Consider the following 20,667-nt stretch of genomic DNA (forward strand, 5'->3'; position numbering starts at 1 on the left):
TCCCGTAAGGTTCTGGCCCTCACGGCGCCGGATGACGGACTTCCAGGGACGTGAAGGTCACCTGCGCCGTGTCACCGTGACAGGGCATATGCCATCCGGTCTGGCCGGCGACGGCTTCGAACCACATGACGGGCGCGGTCCCGGCCATGGGCATGGCGAGCACGCTGCGGCTGCCATTGACGACAACGACGAGTGTTCCGTTGGGACGCGAGGAGATGGCATAGCTGACGTTGCGGTCCGGATAGATCGTACCGGCGACAATACTGCGGGCCGAACTGCCATCATGGACGGTGACGGTTACCTGTGAGCGATGACCGTCTGCGACCAGCTCCACGACGGGACCGTGCGGGCTCTGGATACGGCCGATGATGATGCGCTGGTCGCTGGGCCAGGTGTCGATATGCAGACTGGCGTTCATGTCGGCCGGGGTCTGCTGGAAATACCAGGCCGTGCCTTCACGAAGGACGGTCGCGGAGGCCGTCTGCCCCCGGATGAACGGCTGAAGCCCGTCCGTCCGCAGGGTGATGGCGCCTGTTGCCGGGTTCTGCTGATAGAACGGGCTGTGATAGCCGGTTGCGAGCGTGGTGCCCGGAACGAGGCGCAGTTTCAGCCGTGCCTGCGGCTCCTGAAGGGTGAAGCTGCCCGCCTGTGGTGGAGAACGTGTGTCCATGGCCGATGCGGGGAGCAGCGCGGTACCTGCCAGTGCGAGGGTCAGGCAGGTTGCGCAAAGGAGGCGGGGCAGGGACATGACGGTTCCTTCAGATCGGCAGGCAGGCGTGAACAGGGCGTTTCAGCGGCTCATGAGAACGGTGAGTTGCGCCTGTTCCAGAATATGACGGGTGACGCCGCCCAGAATCATCTGGCGCAGACGGGAGTGGGAATAGGCGCCCATGCCGAGCATGTCGGCATTGAACTCCGTGGCCGCCTTCAGGAGTCCCGCGCCGATGTCACGGTTGACGGCTTCGAACTCGCGGGAAGTGGCGGAAATGCCATGCATCCGCAGATAGGTCACGACTTCATCCGCGCCCGGTCCACGACGCTGGTAGTCCTGACAGGTCAGGACCTGCACGGCTTCGGCCTTATGGGCCCAGGGCAGGATGCAGCGCAGGGCCAGCGAGGCTTCGGGCGTGCCGTTCCAGGCGATGGCGATGCGCTTGCCTACCGTCTTCGGCGGGGCGGGCGGTGCGATCACGAGCGGGCGGCCACTGTCGAACAGGATGGCATGCAGCGTTTCTGAGGCGCGCGGGTCGCCGTCCTTGGCGAGATTCGGAACCAGCGTCATGTCGGCCAGACGTGAGCGCCATGTCAGGGAGTCATGCTCGGTCCCGTTGAGGATATCAAGGCTGGCGCTGACGCCATCGCCAGCGGATGAGCCGATCTTCGAGGGTTCGACGCGGCGGATGTCATGCTCCTGAACAAAGGCGTCGAAGGCCTTGCGGATCGCGATCGCGCGGCGCTGCGCCTCGGTCGTGGCCGTGTCGATCATTTCATTGACCATTCCGGCCGAGATGCCCTCACCGGCCAGCGTCGCGACTTCGGACGGATCCGAGCCGACCACGACAGCGGACAGATGGGCATCGAAACGGCGCGCGAAATCGAGCGCGACCGACATGACGGCTTCGAGGTCACCGGAGCCATTGAGGGGGAGAAGGATATTCTTGATGTCGATAAGCATGGGTCAGGGCTCCCCGGCCAGAATCTGCGGAACGTCGTTATGATGTATTTACGGATAAAGTCGCGTGACGTTCCATCCGTTTCCGTCATGGGCGTTTCCGTCACGGGTCCACACGGCTCTGTCATGCAGGCGGTAGGGACGGTCCTGCCAGAATTCGATGGCTTCGGGCAGAACGCGGAAGCCCGACCAGTTGGCGGGGCGGGGGATCGGACCGTCGCCGTATTTCTCGTCCACGGCCTTCAGGCGTTGCTCGAAGGTGGTACGGTCATCCAGCGGGCGTGACTGGTCGGACGCAATGGCGCCAAGGCGGGACATGCGCGAGCGGCTTGCGAAATACGCATCGGCCTCGGCGGCGCTGACGGCTTCGACCGGGCCTTCGATCCGGATCTGGCGGCGGAGGGATTTCCAGTGGAACAGCAGGGCGACATGCGGGTTGGCCAGCAGTTCGCGTCCCTTGCGGCTTTCCAGATTGGTATAGAAAACGAAGCCGCGCTCATCCACGCCCTTGAGCAGGAGCATCCGGACGGACGGTCGCCCCTCAGGCGTGGCGGTTGCCACGGCCATGGCGTTGGGATCGTTCGGCTCGGATGTCCCGGCATCCGACATCCAGGCCGCAAACAGGGCGAAGGGATCGGCCTTCAGGTCAATCAGGGGGATGTCGGACATGGGACTCTCCTTGGAACTGGATTGGCGGAACAGGCAAGGCGTGGCAGCAGCGACGCAGACCGGTTCCCCAGTGTGAGGATCATAACGCGGATGGCACGTTCCAGCCATCCGGCCCGGTAGGGGAACAGTTTATACACTCCGCTTGCAGCGCGCCTTGATCTGGGACAGCATGCGTCGCCGCAGCAGACCACTGACGGGGCGGATCACGAGCCAGTAGGGCAGGAAGCGCCGCCGGACATGGGAAGTGGGGCACAGGACATGTGTCTGCGTGACAAGGCGCGTCCGTTCCCGCTTCGCTGGCACTGTCATAAAGGACAGGATCAGGGTTGCAACGGACGCATCCCTGTTACCGAGAAACTCCATGGGTGTGTCAAAGCGGCGCAGGCCGTAATCCGTCCGCCAGAAAGCGCCTTTCAGCCCGTAGACCAGACTGTGACCGGTCTGGGAAAGGAGCGTGAAATCCTGAAGCTCCAGAGGCGGCGGAGAGGGGGCATGCAGCAGGCGGGCCGGCAGTCCACGCAGGTAAAGGGCGGGGCGGAGAAGCGGATCATCTCCCAGACGGTAGCGGCGTACGGAGTTCAGAATGGTCTCGGGCCGGGCATGGATCAGGATGGAATGACGTTCGGAAAAATCGAACGGTTCCATGGTGGCGCAGGCGGATTTCGAACGCATGGGCGGAAATTCCTCAGTGCCGGAGTGATGCCTTAATGCCCTGTCAGAGGGCAAAAAACGGCGCAATCGTCGCAAAGTCTTGTCTGTAACGGGCGCTTGTGCAACCACGGCCCTCAATACGCCAACGCGATTCAGGAAATCACCATGTCTGAAACGGAAGACAATATCCCGGCTCCAGTGACCGGCACGCTCATGAAGGGCAAGCGCGGTGTGATCATGGGTGTTGCCAACAAGCACTCCATTGCCTGGGCCATTGCGAGTGCCTGCGCTGCACAGGGCGCGGAACTTGCTTTCACCTATCAGGGCGAGGCGCTGGGCAAGCGCGTCCGTCCGCTGGCCGAAAGCGTCGGATCCTCGCTGGTTCTGCCCTGCGATGTCAGCAACGACGACGCCATCAACGCGACGTTCGACGAGATCGAGAAGATCTGGGGCAAGATCGACTTCGTGCTCCACGCCATCGCTTTTGCGGACAAGCAGTATCTCCGTGGTCGCTATATCGACACGCCGCGTGATGCCTTCCTGCAGGCCATGGACATTTCCTGCTATTCCTTCGTTGCTGTCGCGCGTCGCGCGTCCGCGATGATGAATCCGGGCGGGTCGTTCCTGAGCATGACCTATCTCGGCGCAGAGCGTGTCATGCCACACTATAATGTGATGGGCGTGGCCAAGGCGGCTCTGGAAGCTTCCGTGCGCTACATGGCCGCCGATCTGGGACGTGACGATATCCGCGTGAACGGAATCTCCGCCGGTCCGATCATGACGCTGGCGGCCAACGGGATCAGCGATTTCCGCTACATCCTGCGCTGGAACCAGCTCAACTCCCCGATGGAGCGCAACGTGACGCTCAAGGATGTCGGTGGTTCGGGCATGTACCTGCTCTCCGACCTGTCCAGCGGCGTGACGGGCGAAATCCATCATGTGGACTGTGGCTATCACACGGTCGGCATGAAGAACCCGGACGCCCCGGATATCGCCGCGGTCGGTTCCGGAACCTGACATGTCGGACAACAGCTTCGGGAAGCTCTTTCGCGTCACCACCTGGGGAGAAAGTCACGGGCCGGCCATTGGCTGCGTCATTGATGGCTGTCCGCCCCGCCTGAAGCTGTCCGAAGAGGACATCCAGCCCTGGCTCGACCGTCGTCGGCCGGGGCAGTCCCGCTTTACCACGCAGCGTCGGGAGCCGGATCAGGTCCGGATCCTCTCAGGCGTGTTCGAAGGCCGGACGACCGGCACGCCCATTTCGCTGATGATCGAGAATACCGATCAGCGGTCGAAGGATTACGGCGATATCGCAACCCGCTATCGCCCCGGCCATGCCGATATTGCTTACGACATGAAATATGGCATCCGCGACTATCGCGGGGGCGGACGTTCTTCGGCGCGTGAAACGGCCATGCGGGTTGCGGCGGGTGCTGTAGCGCGTGTGCTGCTCGGAACGCTGGTGGGTGAGGATGTGAAGATCCGCGCAGCCCTGACGGGAATCGGTGGCCAGACCATCGATCCGGCCCGCTGGGACTGGGACGAGGTCGAGCGTAATCCGCTGTGGTGTCCGGATGCGGAATCCGTGGGGCCATGGGAAGCGCTGCTCGACTCCGTTCGCAAGGATGGATCATCGATCGGGGCGACTGTCGAAGTCGTGGCGGAAGGTCTGCCAGCCGGACTCGGCGCGCCGGTCTACGGCAAGCTGGATGCCGACCTTGCGGGCGCCATGATGGGGATTAATGGCGTGAAGGGCGTCGAAATCGGAGACGGTTTTGCCGTAGCCGCCCTGCGCGGTGAGCAGAATGCCGATCCGATTGCGTCGGGACCGCAGTTCGCGTCCAACCATGCCGGCGGCATTCTGGGTGGTATTTCAACGGGACAGCCCATCGTGGCGCGCTTTGCGATCAAGCCGACCAGTTCGATCCTGACGCCCGTTCCAAGCATCACGCGCAATGGCGAGTCTGTCGAAGTGATGACGAAGGGGCGGCATGATCCCTGCATCGGCATCCGGGCCGTGCCTGTTGCTGAAGCGATGATGGCCTGTGTGCTGGCCGATCATCTGCTGCGCGATCACGCGCAGTGTGGCTGGGGGCGCTAGGCCCCAGCCACCAGACGCCTCAGCCTTCGAACGTGGCGTCCAGGGTGATCTTGGCCTTGATGACCTGTGACAGCGGGCAGCCTTCCTTGGCCTTGTTGGCAATTTCCAGGAACTGCGCTTCCGATGCGCCGGGTACCTTGCCGCGCAGGGTCAGGTGAGACTGCGTGATGGCGAAACCTTCGCCGGACTTGTCCAGAGACACTGTGGCTTTCGTTTCCAGGGCTTCGGCCTTGAAGCCAGCCTGTTCGAGCATCATGGACAGCGCCATGGTGAAGCAGCCGGCATGGGCCGCGCCGAGCAGCTCTTCGGGATTCGTGCCGGGCTTGTCTTCGAAACGGGTGTTGAAGCCGTAGGGTTGGTTGTGCAGAGCACCGCTTTGGGTGGAAATCGTGCCTTTTCCGTCCTTGAGACCGCCGCTCCAGTGTGCCGAAGCCGTTTTTTTTATCGTCATGATGGGCTCTTCCCTTTTGTGGGCTGCCCGTTCAAACGTGTTGGTGTCCGGATCGTTGCCCGCCGCAATGTTCACGAAATTTCCCAATCCTGTGACTGGCATCACACACCTGGAAGAGGCTCCCGGGAGAAAACTCTTGGGATAACAAGGCTTAGGCCCGGTTTTCTGCGATCAGCACTATATCTAGGGGCATTAACGAATTCCTTCCCTAGATATGGGATGGTTCAAGTTCACAGCTCTTTCGATTTTGCAAGCGAACTTCGTGCTTGCGATCGGGTTCGGAGTGATGGAAATGAGTGCTCGAGAGACCAGAAATAGACGCCCGGCGGAGAGAGCGAATGACCCTTCATGACGTGACAATGGACGTGTCCGACAAGGCCCGGCGCACTCATGATGTGCGTCCGCTTTCCGATCATCCCGTGGGCGAGACGCCGATTCCCGGAGATGCCAATTCTGCGGACATGTTCGACGATGTGGTGCAGCTTCCGGGCCATCATGCCGTGCGCGTGGATCGCTCGCGCGATTCCCTGCTGACTGATTTCGGCAAGGCGACTCTGAATAACCGCTATCTGCTCCCGGGCGAGGACTATCAGTCGCTTTTCGCACGGGTGGCATCCTATTACGGGGCAGATGCGGGCCATGCGCAGCGGATTTATGATTACATTTCCCGCCACTGGTTCATGCCGGCGACGCCCGTTCTGTCCAATGGCGGGACCGAGCGCGGTCTGCCGATTTCCTGCTTCCTGAACGAGGCTGAGGACAGTCTCGAAGGAATCGTGGGGCTGTGGAACGAGAACGTCTGGCTGGCGTCGAAGGGCGGTGGCATAGGGTCCTACTGGGGCAATCTGCGCTCCATCGGCGAAAATATCGGCCGCAATGGCAAGACGTCGGGCGTCATTCCCTTTATCCGCGTCATGGACAGCCTGACGCTGGCGATCTCGCAGGGTTCGCTCCGTCGTGGCTCGGCCGCGGTGTATCTGCCTGTGTGGCATCCGGAAGTGGAAGAATTCGTCGAGATGCGCCGTCCGACGGGTGGCGATCCGAACCGCAAGGCCCTGAACCTGCATCACGGCGTGCTCGTGACGGATGCGTTCATGCGCGCCGTGGAAAATGACGAGGAATGGGCGCTGCTGTCGCCGAAGGATCACAGCACGATCCGCAAGGTTTCGGCGCGCGGTCTGTGGATCCGGATCCTGACGGCGCGGATGGAGCAGGGCGAGCCCTACATCATCTATTCCGATCATGTGAACCGTGCGCGGCCCGAGCATCACAAGCTGGCTGGTCTGGAAGTGAAGACCTCCAATCTCTGCGCCGAGATCACCTTGCCGACCGGCATTGACCATCACGGCAAGAACCGTACGGCCGTCTGCTGCCTGTCCTCGCTCAATCTCGAGACCTGGGACGAGTGGAAGGATGATCCGCAGTTCATCGAGGACGTGATGCTGTTCCTCGATAACGTGCTGCAGGACTTCATCGACCGCGCACCGGACGACATGGCGCGGGCGAAATACGCCGCCGCGCGTGAGCGTTCGGTCGGGCTGGGCGTGATGGGCTTCCATTCCTTCCTTCAGGCCCGGATGATTCCGTTCGAGTCCGTAATGGCGAAGGTCTGGAACCGGAAGATTTTCGAACACATCCGCAAGCAGGCTGATGCTGCGTCGAAACATCTGGCGGAAGTGCGTGGTCCGTGCCCCGATGCTGCCGAATACGGCTTCATGGAGCGATTCTCGCACAAGCTCGCCATTGCCCCGACGGCCTCGATTTCCATCATCACTGGCAATGCCAGCCCCGGAATCGAGCCGATCAGCGCGAATGTGTTCCTGCAGAAGACGCTCTCGGGCTCTTTCTCGGTCCGCAACCGCCACCTGAAAAAGATTTTGGAAGAGCGCGGCTATGACACGGACGAAGTCTGGTCGGCGATCACGCTGAACAAAGGCTCCGTGCAGAACCTCGACTTCCTGACGCAGGACGAGAAGGACGTGTTCAAGACGGCGTTCGAACTCGACCAGCGCTGGGTTGTGGAACATGCCGCCGACCGTGCGCCGTTCATCTGTCAGGCGCAGTCGGTGAACTTGTTCCTGCCAGCCGATGTTCACAAGCGTGATCTGCATCAGATCCATTTCCAGGCGTGGAAGAAGGGCCTGAAGTCCCTGTACTACTGCCGCTCCCTGTCCGTGCAGCGCGCGGATGCCGTGTCCAACCTCGCGGTGAAGAGCGACATTCTGGAAGACGAGAAATACGAAGCCACGGCTCAGGCCGCCCCGCGCGGCGAGATGAGCAGCGGCGATTACGAAGAGTGCCTGTCCTGCCAGTAATGGCGGGATGCGAAAGGACGCGATCATGAGCGACACGACCCCGACGACCGGACATCAGGCGGAACAGCATTTCGACCTGATGACCGCCAACCCGGTTTACAAGCCCTTCCGCTACCCCTGGGCCTATGACGCCTGGCTGACCCAGCAGCGCGTCCACTGGCTGCCGGAGGAAGTGCCGCTGGCCGATGACGTGAAGGACTGGCACCGGACGCTGACGGAAGCCGAGCGTCATCTCGTGACGCAGATTTTCCGCTTCTTCACGCAGTCGGACGTGGAAGTGAACTCCGCGTACATGAAGTATTACAGCCAGGTCTTCAAACCGACCGAAGTGCTGATGATGCTGTCCGCGTTCTCGAATATCGAGACGATCCACATCGCTGCATATTCCCATCTCCTTGATACCATCGGGATGCCCGAGACCGAGTATTCGGCCTTCCTGAAATACAAGGAGATGAAGGACAAATACGATTTCATGCAGTCGTTCAACATCGACAACAAGCGTGAAATCGCCAAGACGATGGCGGCCTTCGGGGCGTTCATGGAAGGGCTTCAGCTTTTCGCGTCCTTCGCGATCCTGCTGAACTTCCCGCGTTTCAACAAGCTCAAGGGCATGGGACAGATCGTGTCCTGGTCGGTGCGTGACGAGACGCTGCACTGTCTGTCCATGATCCGCCTGTTCCGGACGTTCGTGCGCGAAAACAGCGAAATCTGGACGCCGGATTTCCGCGAGGAACTGACGCGGATCTGCCGCACCACAGTCGAGCATGAAGACGCGTTCATCGATCTGTGCTTCGAGATGGGGCCGGTCGAGGGCATGTCCTCCGAGGACGTGAAGAAGTACATCCGCTTTATTGCCGATCGCCGCCTGACGCAGTTGGGCCTGGATCCGGTTTATGGGCAGGAAAGCAATCCTCTGCCGTGGATCGACGACATGCTGAACGCGGTCGAGCACGCCAACTTCTTCGAAAACCGTTCGACCGAATACTCCCGTGCGTCCACGTCCGGGACCTGGGAAGAAGCGTTCGAAGGCAACGTCTTCAGCTAGGAGCCCCTCGTATGGAGAAGCCTTAGCCCTCGGGCAGGGCTTCTCCGTCGCGCAGGACGCGCTCGGCCGCAGTGGTAAAGCGGCCATCTGCTTCATGCAGGATCAGTCCGGCACGCAGCCGGAAGATCCCGCGGCCTCCATGCACCGCACGGACCAGAACCAGCTTCGCTTCACGTCCCTGACGGGGCCAGAAGGGATAGAACTGGATCGAACCACATCCGTTTTCCAGCAATGTCTGACACGCCCGGTCCGCAACGGTCGCGGACAGCACGAATGTCAGCGTTCCTCCGGGCAGCACCCATTTTGTCAGGGCTCGGATCCACTCTTCCGGAGCGGTTGTCTCCGCACTCAGGGCAAGCCGTCGTCTCGTATCGGGCGAGGGTGTTCCGTGGGGGCTGTGCCAGGGCGGGTTCGCCATGACATGATGAAAGCGGCCGTTTGCTGTTGGCGTGAGCGCACGCAGGGTGCGGGGAATGTCGGGCAAATGGGCCTGAAGAATCTGGAGCCTCGGGAAATCGGTCGGACCAAGATTGTTCCGGATATTCCATTCAGCCAGTTTGATGGTTTCGGGATCGGCTTCCAGGCCGACTCCATGCAGATCCGGAATGCGGGCTGAAAGACACAGGAGCGCGGCACCGGCGCCACAGCCGGCTTCCAGAACTGTTTCGCCCGGTCTCGCCGGGATGGAGGCGGCCATCAGGACAGGCTCAAGTCCGGTCCGGTAGCCTTGGCGGAACTGGTCATAGCGGACCCATCCCCCCAGCAGTGAGCCTTCCTCCCTGGCGGAGCAAAGCGTGGCGAATGAACCATCGGGGGAGGGCTTCGGGGGCTGCAATGGGTTGACCGTCTTCCTGCTGCCGCTCATATGGTCTTTCCAACCTGTCGTCCGGCGTTACATGGCCCGTTCGTTCTTCCCGCGACAGGAGAGAAAGAAGCGGGCCACGCCACATCATATCGTGCCCGTGCGGTCCTGGGCCAGTCTCCGGGGCCGTTGCGGGAACTGGAGTAATCACCCTTGGATTCTGCCGCACCGGACGTTTCTGCGACCGTTGAGAAAGCTGTGGTCAGGGATGCAGGGGGCGAGAGTGCCCTTTCCGCTCTGTCCGCCTACCTGGAACAGGACATGCAGGCCTGCAACCGTGCGATTATTGCGCGGATGGAGAGCCCGGTTCCACTCATTCCGCAGCTTGGCGCCCATCTTGTCGCGGCTGGCGGCAAGCGTCTGCGACCCCTGCTGACACTCGCCTCTTCCCGTCTGTGCGGCTACCAGTCGACTCCCGAAAACCAGCGTCATGTCGGTCTCGCGGCCTGTGTGGAGTTCATCCATACCGCGACGCTCCTTCACGATGACGTGGTTGATGAGAGCAATCTGCGCCGGGGGCTGGCGTCAGCCAACGCCGTATTCGGCAACAAGGCCTCCGTCCTGGTGGGCGATTTCCTGTTCGCGCGCTCGTTTCAGCTCATGACGGCGGACGGGTCGCTCAAGGTCATGGCGATTCTGTCTGATGCTTCGGCGACCATTGCCGAAGGCGAAGTCCTGCAGATGGTGACGCAGAACGATCTGTCCACGCCGGTCGATCGCTATCTTGAAGTCATTCACGGCAAGACGGCCGCTCTGTTCGCGGCAGCCTGTCGCGTGGGTGCGGTGGTCGCGGACCGTCCGGAAGCGGAAGAACTGGCGCTGGACCGTTTCGGGACCAATCTGGGCATGGCGTTCCAGCTTGTCGATGATGCGCTGGACTACGCGGCCGATCAGCAGGTTCTGGGCAAGACGGTCGGCGATGACATGCGTGAGGGCAAGATCACGCTGCCGGTCCTGGCGGCCTATGAAGCCGGCTCTCCCGAAGACCGGGCGTTCTGGGAGCGTGTCATCGAAAAGGGCGAGCAGACGGAAGCCGATCTGCCGCATGCTCTGGCCCTGATCGAGAAGACCGGCGCTATTGCAACGACGATCGCCCGCGCGCAGGCCTATGCGGCCGAGGCTGTGAATGCGCTGTCGATTTTCCCCGACAGTGAACTGCGGCGCCTTATGACGGAGACGGTCCAGTACACCGTCGATCGCGCACGCTGAGGCAGCCTGAAGCGCCCTGTTCCTGAGTGGACAGGGCGTTTTTTTTTCAGGCTTCCGCCATGCCCGGTGCGAGAGCCGCGAACATATCCCATTGCGAAAAACCGAGTCTTTCCGCTGCCGCTTCCAGTCCTGCGGCGTCCTGTGGTGCGCGGGTCATCAGAAGCCTACCGGGGCGGGATGGTGCCGAGGCGCGGCGTGCCTCCTGAAGGACAGCCCTGACCTGCCGTGCGACGGCGGGGGCGGGGTCCAGCCAGGTGATGCCGGGGGGCGACAGGCGCTCGAAAGCATCCATCAGGAATGTGTAATGCGTGCAGCCCAAGCCTACGGTGTCGATTTCGCCGCCATGAGGCTGACTGAAGAGGCAGGTCAGTTCGTGCTGTACGTCTGAATCTGCGATGGCCTTACCCAGAAAGGCGCGCTCTGCCAGATCCGCCAGTCGGCGTGCACCATGGGTGATCAGGCGGCAGTCGGGCGCAAAATCACGATGAAGCTGGAGGATGTATGGGCGTCGCGCCGTGGCCGACGTCGACAGCAGACCGATGACCCGGCTCTCGGAAACACGCCCGGCCCAGCGGATCGGGGGTACGCAGCCGACTACGGGAATGTTCAGGCGTTGCCGCAGGGCAGGTAGGGCAATCGTGCTGGCGGTGTTGCAGGCAATAACCAGAACATCGGGCTGAAGTCGCTCGCAGGCGGCAATCAGAAGGCTGACGATCCGGGAGGTCAGCAGATCGTCCGGCTGTTCGCCATACGGGAACAGCGCCGTATCGGCGAGATAGTCGATATGCAGGGCGGGGAGGAGGTCACGCAGGGCCTGCACGACCCCCATCCCGCCAATGCCGGAGTCAAAAACCAGACTCCGGCCAGTTGGCACGGACGCGCCAGTGTCCATCAGGCTTCGGCTTTGGCCTTGAGAGCCAGCGCTTCTTCCGCGCTGCTCACGCCGCCATGCTTCCTGGACCAGCCGCATGGGTCTTCCAGGAAGCGGCGGACTTCGGCGCTGTCTTTTTCGGAGAAGTAGTCACCGCCGGCACAGGCTTCCAGAACGTCCCACCACGTGCAGAGCGAATGGAGCGAGATGTCCATGTCCGCCAGCGTCTTATGGGCGCCCGGGAACACGCCATAGAAGAACACGACGAAGGTGTGGTTCACGATGGCGCCGGCATCGCGCAGGGCATTGGCGAATCGGATCTTGGAGGCGCCATCCGTCGTCAGGTCCTCGACCAGCAGGGTGCGCATGCCTTCGGGCACATCGCCTTCGATCTGCGCATTGCGGCCGAAGCCCTTCGGCTTTTTGCGCACATAGGCCATCGGGGTCATCATCCGGTCCGCGATCCAGGCAGCGAACGGGATGCCGGCAGTCTCGCCCCCCACGACGGCGTCGATGCTTTCATAGCCGATATGACGGCCGATCTTCTCGACGGCCAGTTCCATGATCTTGGTGCGGGCGCGCGGGAAGAAAATGATCTTGCGGCAGTCGATATAGACCGGGGATTTCCAGCCGGACGTCAGGGTGTAGGGTTCTTCCGGGCGGAAGTTGATGGCCTTGATCTCAAGCAGGATACGGGCCGTGGTCAGGGCCGCGTCGCGGTCCCACTGGGTGCGGCCCGCCATCGGGCTTTCGGCGAACTGGGTCATGCTTGTCTCCGCTGACGTCGTTTTCTCGTGGTTTACCGGGCTGTCGCCGGGAAGGGTAGGGGCAATATGTTCTGCTTCCGGGCTGTGTGAACTTTATCTGCTGCCTGTCAGTGTTACCGGTCCCATCGATCTTCGTGCTTGCATGCGGGCGTCCGGAGTTCTAGGGAGAGATATCGATATTCATTCTCATTTACGGCAGGAACAGAAGTGAGCATAGAGACCAGTCGGATCGGCCGGAAATGCGAACGCGCTGTTGTGACGGCCTATCAGGAACTGCGTGAAGTCGGCCAGCCGGACATGCAGGCTTTTGCGGCCTGCACGACGCTGTATCGCATCCACCATCCCGAATCTTCCGTGAAGGAAGCACGCCGCCTCGTGGCCGAATGGATCGACCATCACGTCGTCCGTCAGGCCCATGGCCAGACCCCGGGCTGCGACTGCTGAACGCCGTGGAGGCGCTTCAGCGCCTCTCGCTCATGGGAACGAAACTCCGTTCCGCCGCACCGATATAGAGCTGTCTTGGACGGCTGATGCGAACGGACGGTTCCTCGATCATTTCCTTCCACTGACTGACCCAGCCGACCGTCCGCGCGACCGCGAACAGAACGGTGAACATGCTCTTGGGAATCCCGAGGGCCTTGAGGATCAGTCCGGAATAGAAATCCACATTCGGGTAGAGACGGCGGCTGACGAAATAATCGTCCTCGGTCGCCACGCGCTCCAGTTCCATCGCCAGATCCAGAAGCGGATCGCGCTTGAGCCCCAGTTCCTCGATGACCTCGTGACAGGTCGCCTGAAGGATCTTCGCACGCGGATCGAAGTTCTTGTAGACGCGATGGCCGAAGCCCATCAGGCGCACGCCGGAATTGCGGTTCTTGACCTCGTTGAGGAAGGCCGGGATGCCGTCGCGGGTGCCGATGGTTTCCAGCATGCCGAGCGCGGCTTCGTTGGCGCCGCCATGCGCAGGCCCCCACAGGGCGGCAATGCCGGCCGCGATGCAGGCATAGGGATTCGCGCCGGTCGAACCGACGAGGCGGACAGTCGTCGTGGAGGCGTTCTGCTCGTGATCGGCGTGCAGCAGCAGGATACGGTCCATCGCGCGGGCCAGCACGGGATTGACCCGGTAATGATTGCCGGGCCGGGCGAACAGCATGTGCAGGAAGTTCTCGGAGAACGACATTTCTTCATCGGGATAGATGAAGGGCTCACCGATGGAATATTTATATGCCCAGGCTGCGATGGTCGGGACCTTGGCGATCAGCCGGCGGGCCGAGAGATCCCGGGCTTTTGGCTCCGAAATGTCCAGCCCGTCATGATAAAAGGCCGAAAGCGCGCCGACCGTTCCGCACAGGATCGCCATGGGATGCGCATCGCGTCGGAATCCGTTGAAGAAGTTCCGGAGCTGCTCGTTCAGCAGCCGGTGGGTGTTCATGTCCGTGCGGAATGCCTGATACTGCGCGGCGGTTGGCAGTTCGCCATAAAGCAGCAGATAGGCCGTTTCGGTGAAGCTGGCGTTGAGGGCCAGGTCTTCGATCGGATAGCCGCGATGCAGCAGGATGCCCTTGTCGCCGTCAATATAGCTGATGGCGCTGGTGCAGGTCGCGGTGCTGCCCAGCCCCGGATCGAAGGAGAAGACGCCCGTTTTCTGGGACAGGGCGCGCATATCCACGACGTCCGGACCGATCGTCCCTTCCAGAACTGGAAACTGACGGCTGAGGCCATCGAGACCAAAGGTTGCGGAACGGTTTTCGGACATGCAGTTGATAACCCGCCTGGACTGTAAGGATGTTGTTCTGTTTTATCTCTGAAAGGTTTTTTATGTCCAGAGAAGCCCTCTGGACGCGCTTTCAGGGCTGGAGGAGCGTAATGGGCTGGATCGTGGACGGGCGGACGTCCAGCCATTGTCCCGGAACGCCCAGAACCGTCAGGCCAGCCAGCGGATAAGAGCGGTAGAGCGTGGAAAACCGGGTGCTCTGAAGAGCAGGACCGAGAAGATCGCAGGCGAAGTCGCCGATGGTCGGGTTATGGCCGACGATCATCAGAGTCCCGACAGTTTCCGGCGTGGCGTGAATGAGGCCGTAAAGATCGTCAGCCGTGGCGGAATACAGGCTGTCTGCGATTTCAAGCGAGGCGGCCATGTCAGAAGCGGCAAGCACGCCCTGCGCGGTCTGCCGGGTGCGGATGGCGGGGCTGCACAGGACCCGCATGGGAAAAGGAAGGTCCAGCGTGGCAAGCTGTCTGCCGATGCTGGCGGCCTGCTCCTGTCCCTTCGGTGTAAGCGTACGGGCGCGGTCCCCCTTCTCCGTCAGGACATGGGGGACGGCCTCGGCGTGGCGCAGAAGCAGGAGGCGGCGCATCAGCCTTCCGATGCCCGGCGGGCGTCCGCGGCGATGGCTTCGTGATGGCGGATGACCTCACGGATGACGAAGGCCAGGAACTTTTCGGCGAAATCCGGATCCAGATGGGCATCACGGGCAAGCTGGCGCAGGCGTTCGATCTGGCGCGTCTCCCGGGACGGGTCGGCCGGCGGGAGATGGGCGCGGGCCTTGAGCTTCCCGACTTCCTGCGTGCAGCGGAAGCGTTCCGCCAGCATGTGGATCAGGGCGGCATCGATGTTGTCGATGCTTGCGCGCAGGCGTTCGAGTTCGGCCAGGGCAGGATCGGAGCCAGCCGGTCTGGAGGTGTGAGGCATGTTGGAGGGCTCAGGGCTCATTCAAATCGATCCATGCAAGATGGCCGCCTTTTCCGGCACCGAGATCGGTAAAGACGGCCGTGCCTCCCAGACGTCCCGTCCGGCGCCAGGGGCGTCCGTCGGTCGAGCGGCGGTCATGGCCGACATAGACCGTCATCCCCTCGGGGATGCGGTTGATCCAGGTCAGGCGGCGTTCGGGATAGCCATCCGGCTGCATGCGGCCGGTGGTTTCACCAAAAAGAGCGCGGGACAGCGGCGCGGACATCTCGCCCAGACCCGGCACCGGGGAATGGGAGAGCATGGCCGTATGAAATCCGCCATGCACGAACAGGGAGCGGCCGATCCGCAGCCATGTCGGCGCCTGATCGATGGCCCTGTAGGCGCGTTCGGGAAGCCCCTCATATTCCGGCAGCGAAATCTGGCGCAGCGTTTCCTCAAGCGGCGGATCACGCCTCAGGCGCCTGCCTTCGAGGGCGCGGCCCAGCTTGCGGTCATGGTTGCCGAGAATGAACAGCCCGCGCTGCTGCTCCAGAAGTTCGAGCATCAGTTCCATCACGCCGGCGCTGTCGGGGCCGTGATCGACGAGGTCTCCGAGCTGGATGACAAAGCGGTCGGTCGCGGTGGCGTGACGGAAAGCGTTGAGATCACCATGCACGTCTCCCACCACGCGGATGCCGTGTTCACGGATTCGCGTCATGACGGGGTCGGGAAGGGGTGGATCAACGAAGATGGCGCGTGCTTTCCAGTTTTCCTTCTATCAAAGGGCCAGAACGGTCCAACGTCAATTTATCTGTTTGAGAAAATTGACCTCAGCCGTCCACAAGTGCTGCGGCACGCCCCAGATCGACTGACAGGACCCGGCTTACACCACGTTCCTGCATCGTGACACCATAAAGACGGTCCATGTGCGCCATTGTCAGCTGATGATGCGTCACGACCAGGAAGCGCGTGCCGGCTTCCTTCGTCATGTCGGACAGCAGGGAGCAGAAACGCTCGACATTCGCATCATCCAGCGGCGCATCGACCTCGTCGAGCACGCAGATGGGCGCGGGGTTGCAGCGGAAGGTCGCGAAGATCAGCGAAAGCGCGGTCAGGGCCTGTTCGCCGCCGGAAAGCAGGGACAGCGTGGAGAGCTTCTTGCCCGGTGGCTGGGCAAAGATTTCCAGCCCGGCTTCCAGCGGATCATCGCTGCCGACCATGCCCAGATGTGCGCGTCCGCCGCCGAACATGCGCGCGAACAGGGACTGGAAATGCCGGTCCACTTCCGAGAAGACCGCCAAAAGGCGCTCGCGTCCTTCGCGGTTGATCGTGCCGATCCCCCCGCGCAGCCTGTTGATGGCCGCCGTCAGTTCGGCGTGCTCGCGGGCGATGGTCTCGGCTGTTTCGCGCGCTTCCTCGAATTCGGCTTCGGCCCGCAGATTGACCGCGCCCAGGTCTTCGCGCTCGCGGGTCAGGCGGGAAAGGCGGCGGCGGGTCGAGGTCTCGGCCTGTTCGGAAAGATCGGAGGGATAGGCAGCGCCCTGTGCCCCGCCTTCGGGAGGTTCGCTGTCGGCCAGCAGGCGCTCGCGGGCGGCGACGGCCTGTTCGGCGCGTTCGGTCAGGCGTGCGATTGCTTCCCGGCCTGCCGCCAGTGCGAGGTCGGCGTTACGACGCTGCTCCTGCGCTTCCAGCCCCGCGGCACCGGCCGCTTCGTCCCGGGCGCGTGCCGCGTCATAGGCGTTCCGGGCGTCCGTCAGGGTCTGGTCATGGCCGGAGAGTTTCCGTTCCAGCTCGGCAGGGATGGCGCTGTGCGTCTGAAAGCTGTCCCGCAGCTCGTCCCGTCGGCTCCTCAGATGCGCAAGACTGGCCTCTTCGCCCGCGATCCGGGTGCCGAGTGCCTCAAGCCGGGCGCGGACCGCAGCCAGGGCGCCGGTCAGACGGACGTCTTCAAGAGACAGGCGGCCGCTTTCGGCCCGGGCGGCGTCCAGCAGAGTGCGGGTTTCGTGAAGGGGCGCCGTGGCGTCCAGAACCGCCTGTTCCAGCACCGCAGGATCGGGCCTTTCGGCCAGTTCGGCCGTCCGTCTGGCATGATCGTCGCGCAGGCGGCTGACGAGGTCGTGCAGCTCCCGCTGACGCGGTTCCAGCGCGGAACGCCGGGCGAGGGCCGTTGCGGCGGACTGGTCGAGCGCCTGAAGCTCCCGCGTCAGGCTGGTGGCGTCTTCACGGCTTTTCCGTGCCGCCTGCGATGCTGCCTCGGCAGAGGAACGTGCCTGATCGAAAACCTGCTGCGAGACCTGAGACGCGGCTTGTAATGCGGGGATATCGGGCCGGTTGTCCTGTTGCTGGAGTGCAACACGCTGGACTGTCAGACGCTCGTGTTCCTGCTCCAGCCGCGTCAGCCCTTCATCCAGATCCCGCAGGCGGGTGAGTGTGCTGTCATGCCGCAGAAGGGCCTGATCCAGCGCGCGCGCTGCGGTATCCGCGGCGCTCCGCGCATCCTGAAGGCTGGTGCTGGCGTCTCGCAGGGCCTTGCGGGCGTTTTCAGCATCCTGAGCGCTGGTCTGCGCCCTGAGCAGCAGGTCGTCGGGAGCGGGATGGGCTTCCAGCTCGGCTTCGGCCTGCGTGGCTGCGCCCTGGGCGGTTTCCAGTGCAGCCTCGGCGTCTTTCAGGCGTTCCGCAGCCTGTTCCCATTGTGTGCGGGCCAGCGCTGCTTTCTGCTCGATCCGCGATGCCACGGTCCGGGCTTCGGCAAGCCGCGGCTCCAGCGCTGTGCGGTCGCGTCGCAGGGCCGCGAGTGCCGTTTCGGCCTGTTCGCGCGCCTTGATGGCTGTGGTGCAGGTCTGGCTCAGGCGGGGCTGATCGGCCTGCTGGACCCGAAGCAGGGCATGGGCTTCCGTCAGACGCCGTCGCTGCTCCAGCCGGGCGGCTCCGGCATCCGGCGCATCGGCGGAGCGGGTAAATCCATCCCAGCGCCAGAGCGCACCGCTGCGGCAGACCAGAACCTGTCCCGGCTGAAGGGTTTTCTGCAGGTCCGGCCCGGCGCTGGCATCCTCAAGCAGGAATGCGGCGTCCAGACAGCGTTGCAGCGCCGCAGGGGCCTGAACGAGATCCGAGAGCGGACGACAGCCCGCCAGTTCCGCACTCCCAAGACGGTCCAGAGAGCGCCAGCGCCGGTCGGCGGAAGTGTTGTCGGGAGCAAGGGACGCATCCAGCCCGTCCGCCAGCACCGCCGCGACGGCGCGAGCCATGTCCGCCGGAAGGTCCAGCGTGTCTTCCAGCGGATCGGGCTGGGCGGCAACGGCGTTGAGACTCTGCTCCAGCCCCTCGCATTCGCCCTTTGTGCGCAGGATGAGCGTTTCCAGCGCGGACAGGGCCTGCCGGGCCTGTGTTTCCTGTTCGCGCGTCTCTGCCAGTGTGGCTTCCGCCTCTGTGAGAGCCTTTTGCAGATCTGTCAGGCGCTCTTCGGCCTGCGTGACGGTATTGCGGGCATCCAGAACGGCCTGTTCGGGCACAAGGGCAGCCCGGGCCGTTGTCTCCGCCGTAGTGGCCAACTGAACTTTCTGTCGCGCCTGATCGACGGCCTGCCGGGTCTGTTCAACGGTTCGGAAAAGCGCCTTGCGACGCTGCGTGCCTTCTTCTGCCGCAGCACGGGCTTCCAGCCAGAGGGCGCCGAGCCGCTCCTGTTCCTGCCGGGCGTGGTCCTCGCGTTCGCGGGCTTCGGCCAGCGCCTGTGCCGTGCTGTCGCGGGCCGTTTCAAGCCCGGCTCTTGCGTCCCCGGTCAGCAGGGCGGCCTGAGCGGCATTCCGTGTGGTCCGGTCCTGCGTGATCTGGGTCTGGGTCGTTTGAAGACGTCTGTCCAGATCGGCTTCCGTGGCCTGAAGCGCTTCGAGGCGGCTCCTGCCTTCCGCCAGCGCCCGCCCGTCCAGCTCGGCCTTGAGGCGCGCTTCCTGCAAGGCGGTCGTGCAGTCCTGTTCCCGACGGCTGGCGAACTGCGACTGTTCCTGCATCAGTGCGGTGTTCTGGCGCAGCGCGTCCAGCGTGTCGTGATCGGGCATCGCCTGATCCAGTGCCGCGATTTCTGCCTCAAGGGCATCCAGCGCGCCGATTTCCGCATCCAGACGAAGGGTCAGGGCATCCAGCCCTTCCATCACGCCATCCCTGCGGATGGCTTCAGCATCCCGCAGGCGGGTCGCATTTTCCAGGGCGAGGGCCTGTTCTTTTTCGAGCGTATCGAGACGCTCGCATTCTGTTGCGCAGGATGAACGCAGACCGGGCAGGGCGGCCATGTCGGCCTCAAGGCCCGCACATTCTTCCGCGGCCTTCTGCCGGGCTTCCCGGTCCGCCGTCAGACTGGCTTCGCTGCGGGTCAGGTCGCCTTCGGCCTGTTCAAGGCGAAGGCGGGTTTCGGACTCGGTCTGCCGGGCGCGGTCGAGATCCTGATTCAGGATTTCGGACTGGACCTTCAGCCGTTCCAGAGCGCTGCGCAGACGGTCCGTTTCCTCGCGCGCCTGCGGGGCGGCCTTGCGGGCCTCGAACTCGGCCGTGGCGGCGGCTTCTGCGGCCTGCTCGGCCTTTTTCAGGTCCTCGCGTGCTTTTGCCAGATCGTCCCGGCTGCGCTGGACAGCCAGATTGGCGCGAGCATGGAGCAGGGCATGAAGCTCGGTTTCCGTCTGGCGGATCTTTTCGGAAATCTCGCGGTATTTCCGGGCCTGAACCGTCTGGCCCTCAAGGCTTTCCAGTCGCTCCTCAAGCTGAAGGCGCAGGTCTTCGGCGCGGGAAAGGTTCGTCTCGGTCTGGCGCAGTTTGAGTTCGGCATCGTGGCGCCGGGCGTGCAGACCTGTGATGCCCGCGGCCTCTTCGAGCAGCAGGCGCCGTTCCTCGGGTTTGGCCGCGATGAGTTGGCCGACGCGGTTCTGGCTGATGATGGCGGAACTGCGCGCGCCGGATGCCAGATCGGCAAATAGCGTCTGGACGTCACGGGCGCGCATGACGCGGCCGTTGATGCGGTATTCGCTACCCGATCCACGCTCTGCACGCCGGCTGATTTCCAGCTCGTCCGCGTCCTGGAACGGGGACGGGGCCAGACCGGCCGCATTGCTCAGATGCAGCGTGACCTGAGCGATGTTGCGGGCCGAGCGTGCGCCCGTGCCCGCGAAGATCAGGTCATCGAGTTCCCCGCCACGCAGGGCGCGGGCGGAGGTCTCGCCCATGGCCCAGCGCAGGCCTTCGACGACATTGGATTTTCCGCAGCCGTTCGGCCCGATGATCCCCGTCAGACCCGGAAGGATATCGAGACGCACCTCATCGGCGAAACTCTTGAAGCCGCCAATGCTCAGGCGGTCGATCGTCGTTGTGCGGCTCGACATCAGGGTATGGAAATACT

General features: G+C 63.1%; 19 protein-coding genes. 6 read left to right on the forward strand and 13 right to left on the reverse strand.

What is annotated here, in order from left to right; all coding sequences use genetic code 11:
- Positions 1-19 precede the first annotated feature (19 nt).
- From GFJ39_RS03250 to GFJ39_RS03265, 4 genes are all read right to left on the reverse strand, one after another.
- Entirely contained in the window at positions 20-748 is a 729-nt protein-coding gene (locus tag GFJ39_RS03250) for a hypothetical protein (RefSeq protein WP_153429769.1), read from the reverse strand.
- A 42-nt stretch (positions 749-790) separates the two neighbouring features.
- Positions 791-1,675, reverse strand: a complete 885-nt coding sequence (locus tag GFJ39_RS03255; protein WP_153429771.1) for a universal stress protein — start codon at positions 1,673-1,675, stop codon at positions 791-793.
- A 48-nt stretch (positions 1,676-1,723) separates the two neighbouring features.
- A complete protein-coding gene (gene pdxH, locus GFJ39_RS03260; protein ID WP_153429773.1) occupies positions 1,724-2,341 on the reverse strand; it encodes a pyridoxamine 5'-phosphate oxidase in 618 nt (205 codons plus the stop codon).
- Positions 2,342-2,470: 129 nt separating this feature from the next.
- Positions 2,471-3,013 (reverse strand): hypothetical protein, encoded by a 543-nt coding sequence (locus GFJ39_RS03265; RefSeq protein WP_228391766.1) that lies wholly within the window; start codon positions 3,011-3,013, stop codon positions 2,471-2,473.
- Positions 3,014-3,157: 144 nt separating this feature from the next.
- Here GFJ39_RS03265 and fabI point away from each other — a divergent pair, with 144 nt between their 5' ends.
- Together fabI and aroC are read left to right on the forward strand one after the other, a co-directional pair.
- Positions 3,158-4,009: an enoyl-ACP reductase FabI gene (gene fabI / locus GFJ39_RS03270; protein ID WP_153429775.1), complete on the forward strand. Its 852-nt coding sequence runs from the start codon at positions 3,158-3,160 to the stop codon at positions 4,007-4,009.
- Between the two features lies 1 nt (position 4,010).
- Positions 4,011-5,093, forward strand: a complete 1,083-nt coding sequence (aroC, locus tag GFJ39_RS03275) for a chorismate synthase (RefSeq protein WP_153429777.1) — start codon at positions 4,011-4,013, stop codon at positions 5,091-5,093.
- 19 nt (positions 5,094-5,112) lie between these two features.
- Here aroC and GFJ39_RS03280 read toward each other — a convergent pair whose 3' ends face one another.
- Entirely contained in the window at positions 5,113-5,544 is a 432-nt protein-coding gene (locus GFJ39_RS03280; protein WP_153429779.1) for an OsmC family protein, read from the reverse strand.
- Between the two features lie 338 nt (positions 5,545-5,882).
- Here GFJ39_RS03280 and GFJ39_RS03285 point away from each other — a divergent pair, with 338 nt between their 5' ends.
- Both GFJ39_RS03285 and GFJ39_RS03290 read left to right on the forward strand, forming a co-directional pair.
- Positions 5,883-7,859 carry a ribonucleoside-diphosphate reductase subunit alpha gene (locus tag GFJ39_RS03285; protein ID WP_153429780.1) on the forward strand — a complete coding sequence of 659 codons (1,977 nt, stop codon included), beginning with the start codon at positions 5,883-5,885 and terminating at the stop codon, positions 7,857-7,859.
- Between the two features lie 25 nt (positions 7,860-7,884).
- The gene (locus tag GFJ39_RS03290) at positions 7,885-8,904 is read left to right on the forward strand and encodes a ribonucleotide-diphosphate reductase subunit beta (protein WP_153429782.1); all 1,020 of its coding nucleotides are present in this window, start codon (positions 7,885-7,887) and stop codon (positions 8,902-8,904) included.
- Between the two features lie 22 nt (positions 8,905-8,926).
- On the opposite strand, the gene GFJ39_RS03295 is transcribed toward GFJ39_RS03290, so the two are convergent.
- Positions 8,927-9,769, reverse strand: a complete 843-nt coding sequence (locus GFJ39_RS03295; RefSeq protein WP_153429784.1) for a tRNA1(Val) (adenine(37)-N6)-methyltransferase — start codon at positions 9,767-9,769, stop codon at positions 8,927-8,929.
- A gap of 150 nt (positions 9,770-9,919) precedes the next feature.
- Between GFJ39_RS03295 and GFJ39_RS03300 the strand changes: the two genes are divergently transcribed.
- Complete coding sequence (locus tag GFJ39_RS03300; RefSeq protein WP_153429786.1) at positions 9,920-10,975, forward strand: polyprenyl synthetase family protein; 1,056 nt, start codon at positions 9,920-9,922, stop codon at positions 10,973-10,975.
- Between the two features lie 46 nt (positions 10,976-11,021).
- Here GFJ39_RS03300 and murI read toward each other — a convergent pair whose 3' ends face one another.
- Together murI and GFJ39_RS03310 are read right to left on the reverse strand one after the other, a co-directional pair.
- Positions 11,022-11,867: a glutamate racemase gene (gene murI / locus GFJ39_RS03305; protein ID WP_153429788.1), complete on the reverse strand. Its 846-nt coding sequence runs from the start codon at positions 11,865-11,867 to the stop codon at positions 11,022-11,024.
- Positions 11,867-12,613 (reverse strand): orotate phosphoribosyltransferase, encoded by a 747-nt coding sequence (locus tag GFJ39_RS03310; protein WP_153429790.1) that lies wholly within the window; start codon positions 12,611-12,613, stop codon positions 11,867-11,869. The genes murI and GFJ39_RS03310 overlap by 1 nt, the downstream gene beginning before the upstream one ends.
- Before the next feature lie 207 nt (positions 12,614-12,820).
- Here GFJ39_RS03310 and GFJ39_RS03315 point away from each other — a divergent pair, with 207 nt between their 5' ends.
- Entirely contained in the window at positions 12,821-13,057 is a 237-nt protein-coding gene (locus tag GFJ39_RS03315; RefSeq protein WP_325062810.1) for a hypothetical protein, read from the forward strand.
- Between the two features lie 16 nt (positions 13,058-13,073).
- Here the strand turns inward: GFJ39_RS03315 and GFJ39_RS03320 are convergent, their stop codons facing one another.
- The 5 genes from GFJ39_RS03320 to GFJ39_RS03340 all read right to left on the reverse strand — a co-directional run bounded on the left by GFJ39_RS03320 (position 13,074) and on the right by GFJ39_RS03340 (position 20,650).
- On the reverse strand, positions 13,074-14,369 hold the full coding sequence (locus GFJ39_RS03320) for a citrate synthase (RefSeq protein ID WP_153429792.1): 1,296 nt from the start codon (positions 14,367-14,369) through the stop codon (positions 13,074-13,076).
- A gap of 91 nt (positions 14,370-14,460) precedes the next feature.
- The gene (locus GFJ39_RS03325; protein WP_153429794.1) at positions 14,461-14,970 is read right to left on the reverse strand and encodes a SixA phosphatase family protein; all 510 of its coding nucleotides are present in this window, start codon (positions 14,968-14,970) and stop codon (positions 14,461-14,463) included.
- Entirely contained in the window at positions 14,970-15,305 is a 336-nt protein-coding gene (locus tag GFJ39_RS03330; protein ID WP_153429932.1) for a chorismate mutase, read from the reverse strand. Before GFJ39_RS03330 ends, GFJ39_RS03325 begins: the two co-directional genes overlap by 1 nt.
- 10 nt (positions 15,306-15,315) lie before the next feature.
- Positions 15,316-16,002, reverse strand: coding sequence for a metallophosphoesterase (locus tag GFJ39_RS03335; RefSeq protein ID WP_153429796.1), 687 nt, complete (start codon positions 16,000-16,002; stop codon positions 15,316-15,318).
- A gap of 112 nt (positions 16,003-16,114) precedes the next feature.
- On the reverse strand, positions 16,115-20,650 hold the full coding sequence (locus GFJ39_RS03340) for an AAA family ATPase (RefSeq protein WP_153429798.1): 4,536 nt from the start codon (positions 20,648-20,650) through the stop codon (positions 16,115-16,117).
- Positions 20,651-20,667: the final 17 nt, after the last annotated feature.

It is taken from the genome of Gluconobacter aidae, assembly GCF_009547075.1.
GTDB classification, from domain to species: Bacteria; Pseudomonadota; Alphaproteobacteria; order Acetobacterales; family Acetobacteraceae; genus Gluconobacter; species Gluconobacter aidae.

Bases quoted from the DNA above. Each gene is read 5' to 3' on its own strand.
- GFJ39_RS03250 (WP_153429769.1), bottom strand. From the start codon at position 748: ATGTCCCTGCCCCGCCTCCTTTGCGCAACCTGCCTGACCCTCGCACTG.
- GFJ39_RS03255 (WP_153429771.1), bottom strand. From the start codon at position 1,675: ATGCTTATCGACATCAAGAATATCCTTCTCCCCCTCAATGGCTCCGGT.
- pdxH (WP_153429773.1), bottom strand. From the start codon at position 2,341: ATGTCCGACATCCCCCTGATTGACCTGAAGGCCGATCCCTTCGCCCTG.
- GFJ39_RS03265 (WP_228391766.1), bottom strand. From the start codon at position 3,013: ATGCGTTCGAAATCCGCCTGCGCCACCATGGAACCGTTCGATTTTTCC.
- fabI (WP_153429775.1), top strand. From the start codon at position 3,158: ATGTCTGAAACGGAAGACAATATCCCGGCTCCAGTGACCGGCACGCTC.
- aroC (WP_153429777.1), top strand. From the start codon at position 4,011: ATGTCGGACAACAGCTTCGGGAAGCTCTTTCGCGTCACCACCTGGGGA.
- GFJ39_RS03280 (WP_153429779.1), bottom strand. From the start codon at position 5,544: ATGACGATAAAAAAAACGGCTTCGGCACACTGGAGCGGCGGTCTCAAG.
- GFJ39_RS03285 (WP_153429780.1), top strand. From the start codon at position 5,883: ATGACCCTTCATGACGTGACAATGGACGTGTCCGACAAGGCCCGGCGC.
- GFJ39_RS03290 (WP_153429782.1), top strand. From the start codon at position 7,885: ATGAGCGACACGACCCCGACGACCGGACATCAGGCGGAACAGCATTTC.
- GFJ39_RS03295 (WP_153429784.1), bottom strand. From the start codon at position 9,769: ATGAGCGGCAGCAGGAAGACGGTCAACCCATTGCAGCCCCCGAAGCCC.
- murI (WP_153429788.1), bottom strand. From the start codon at position 11,867: ATGGACACTGGCGCGTCCGTGCCAACTGGCCGGAGTCTGGTTTTTGAC.
- GFJ39_RS03310 (WP_153429790.1), bottom strand. From the start codon at position 12,613: ATGACCCAGTTCGCCGAAAGCCCGATGGCGGGCCGCACCCAGTGGGAC.
- GFJ39_RS03320 (WP_153429792.1), bottom strand. From the start codon at position 14,369: ATGTCCGAAAACCGTTCCGCAACCTTTGGTCTCGATGGCCTCAGCCGT.
- GFJ39_RS03325 (WP_153429794.1), bottom strand. From the start codon at position 14,970: ATGCGCCGCCTCCTGCTTCTGCGCCACGCCGAGGCCGTCCCCCATGTC.
- GFJ39_RS03330 (WP_153429932.1), bottom strand. From the start codon at position 15,305: ATGCCTCACACCTCCAGACCGGCTGGCTCCGATCCTGCCCTGGCCGAA.
- GFJ39_RS03335 (WP_153429796.1), bottom strand. From the start codon at position 16,002: ATGACGCGAATCCGTGAACACGGCATCCGCGTGGTGGGAGACGTGCAT.
- GFJ39_RS03340 (WP_153429798.1), bottom strand. From the start codon at position 20,650: ATGTCGAGCCGCACAACGACGATCGACCGCCTGAGCATTGGCGGCTTC.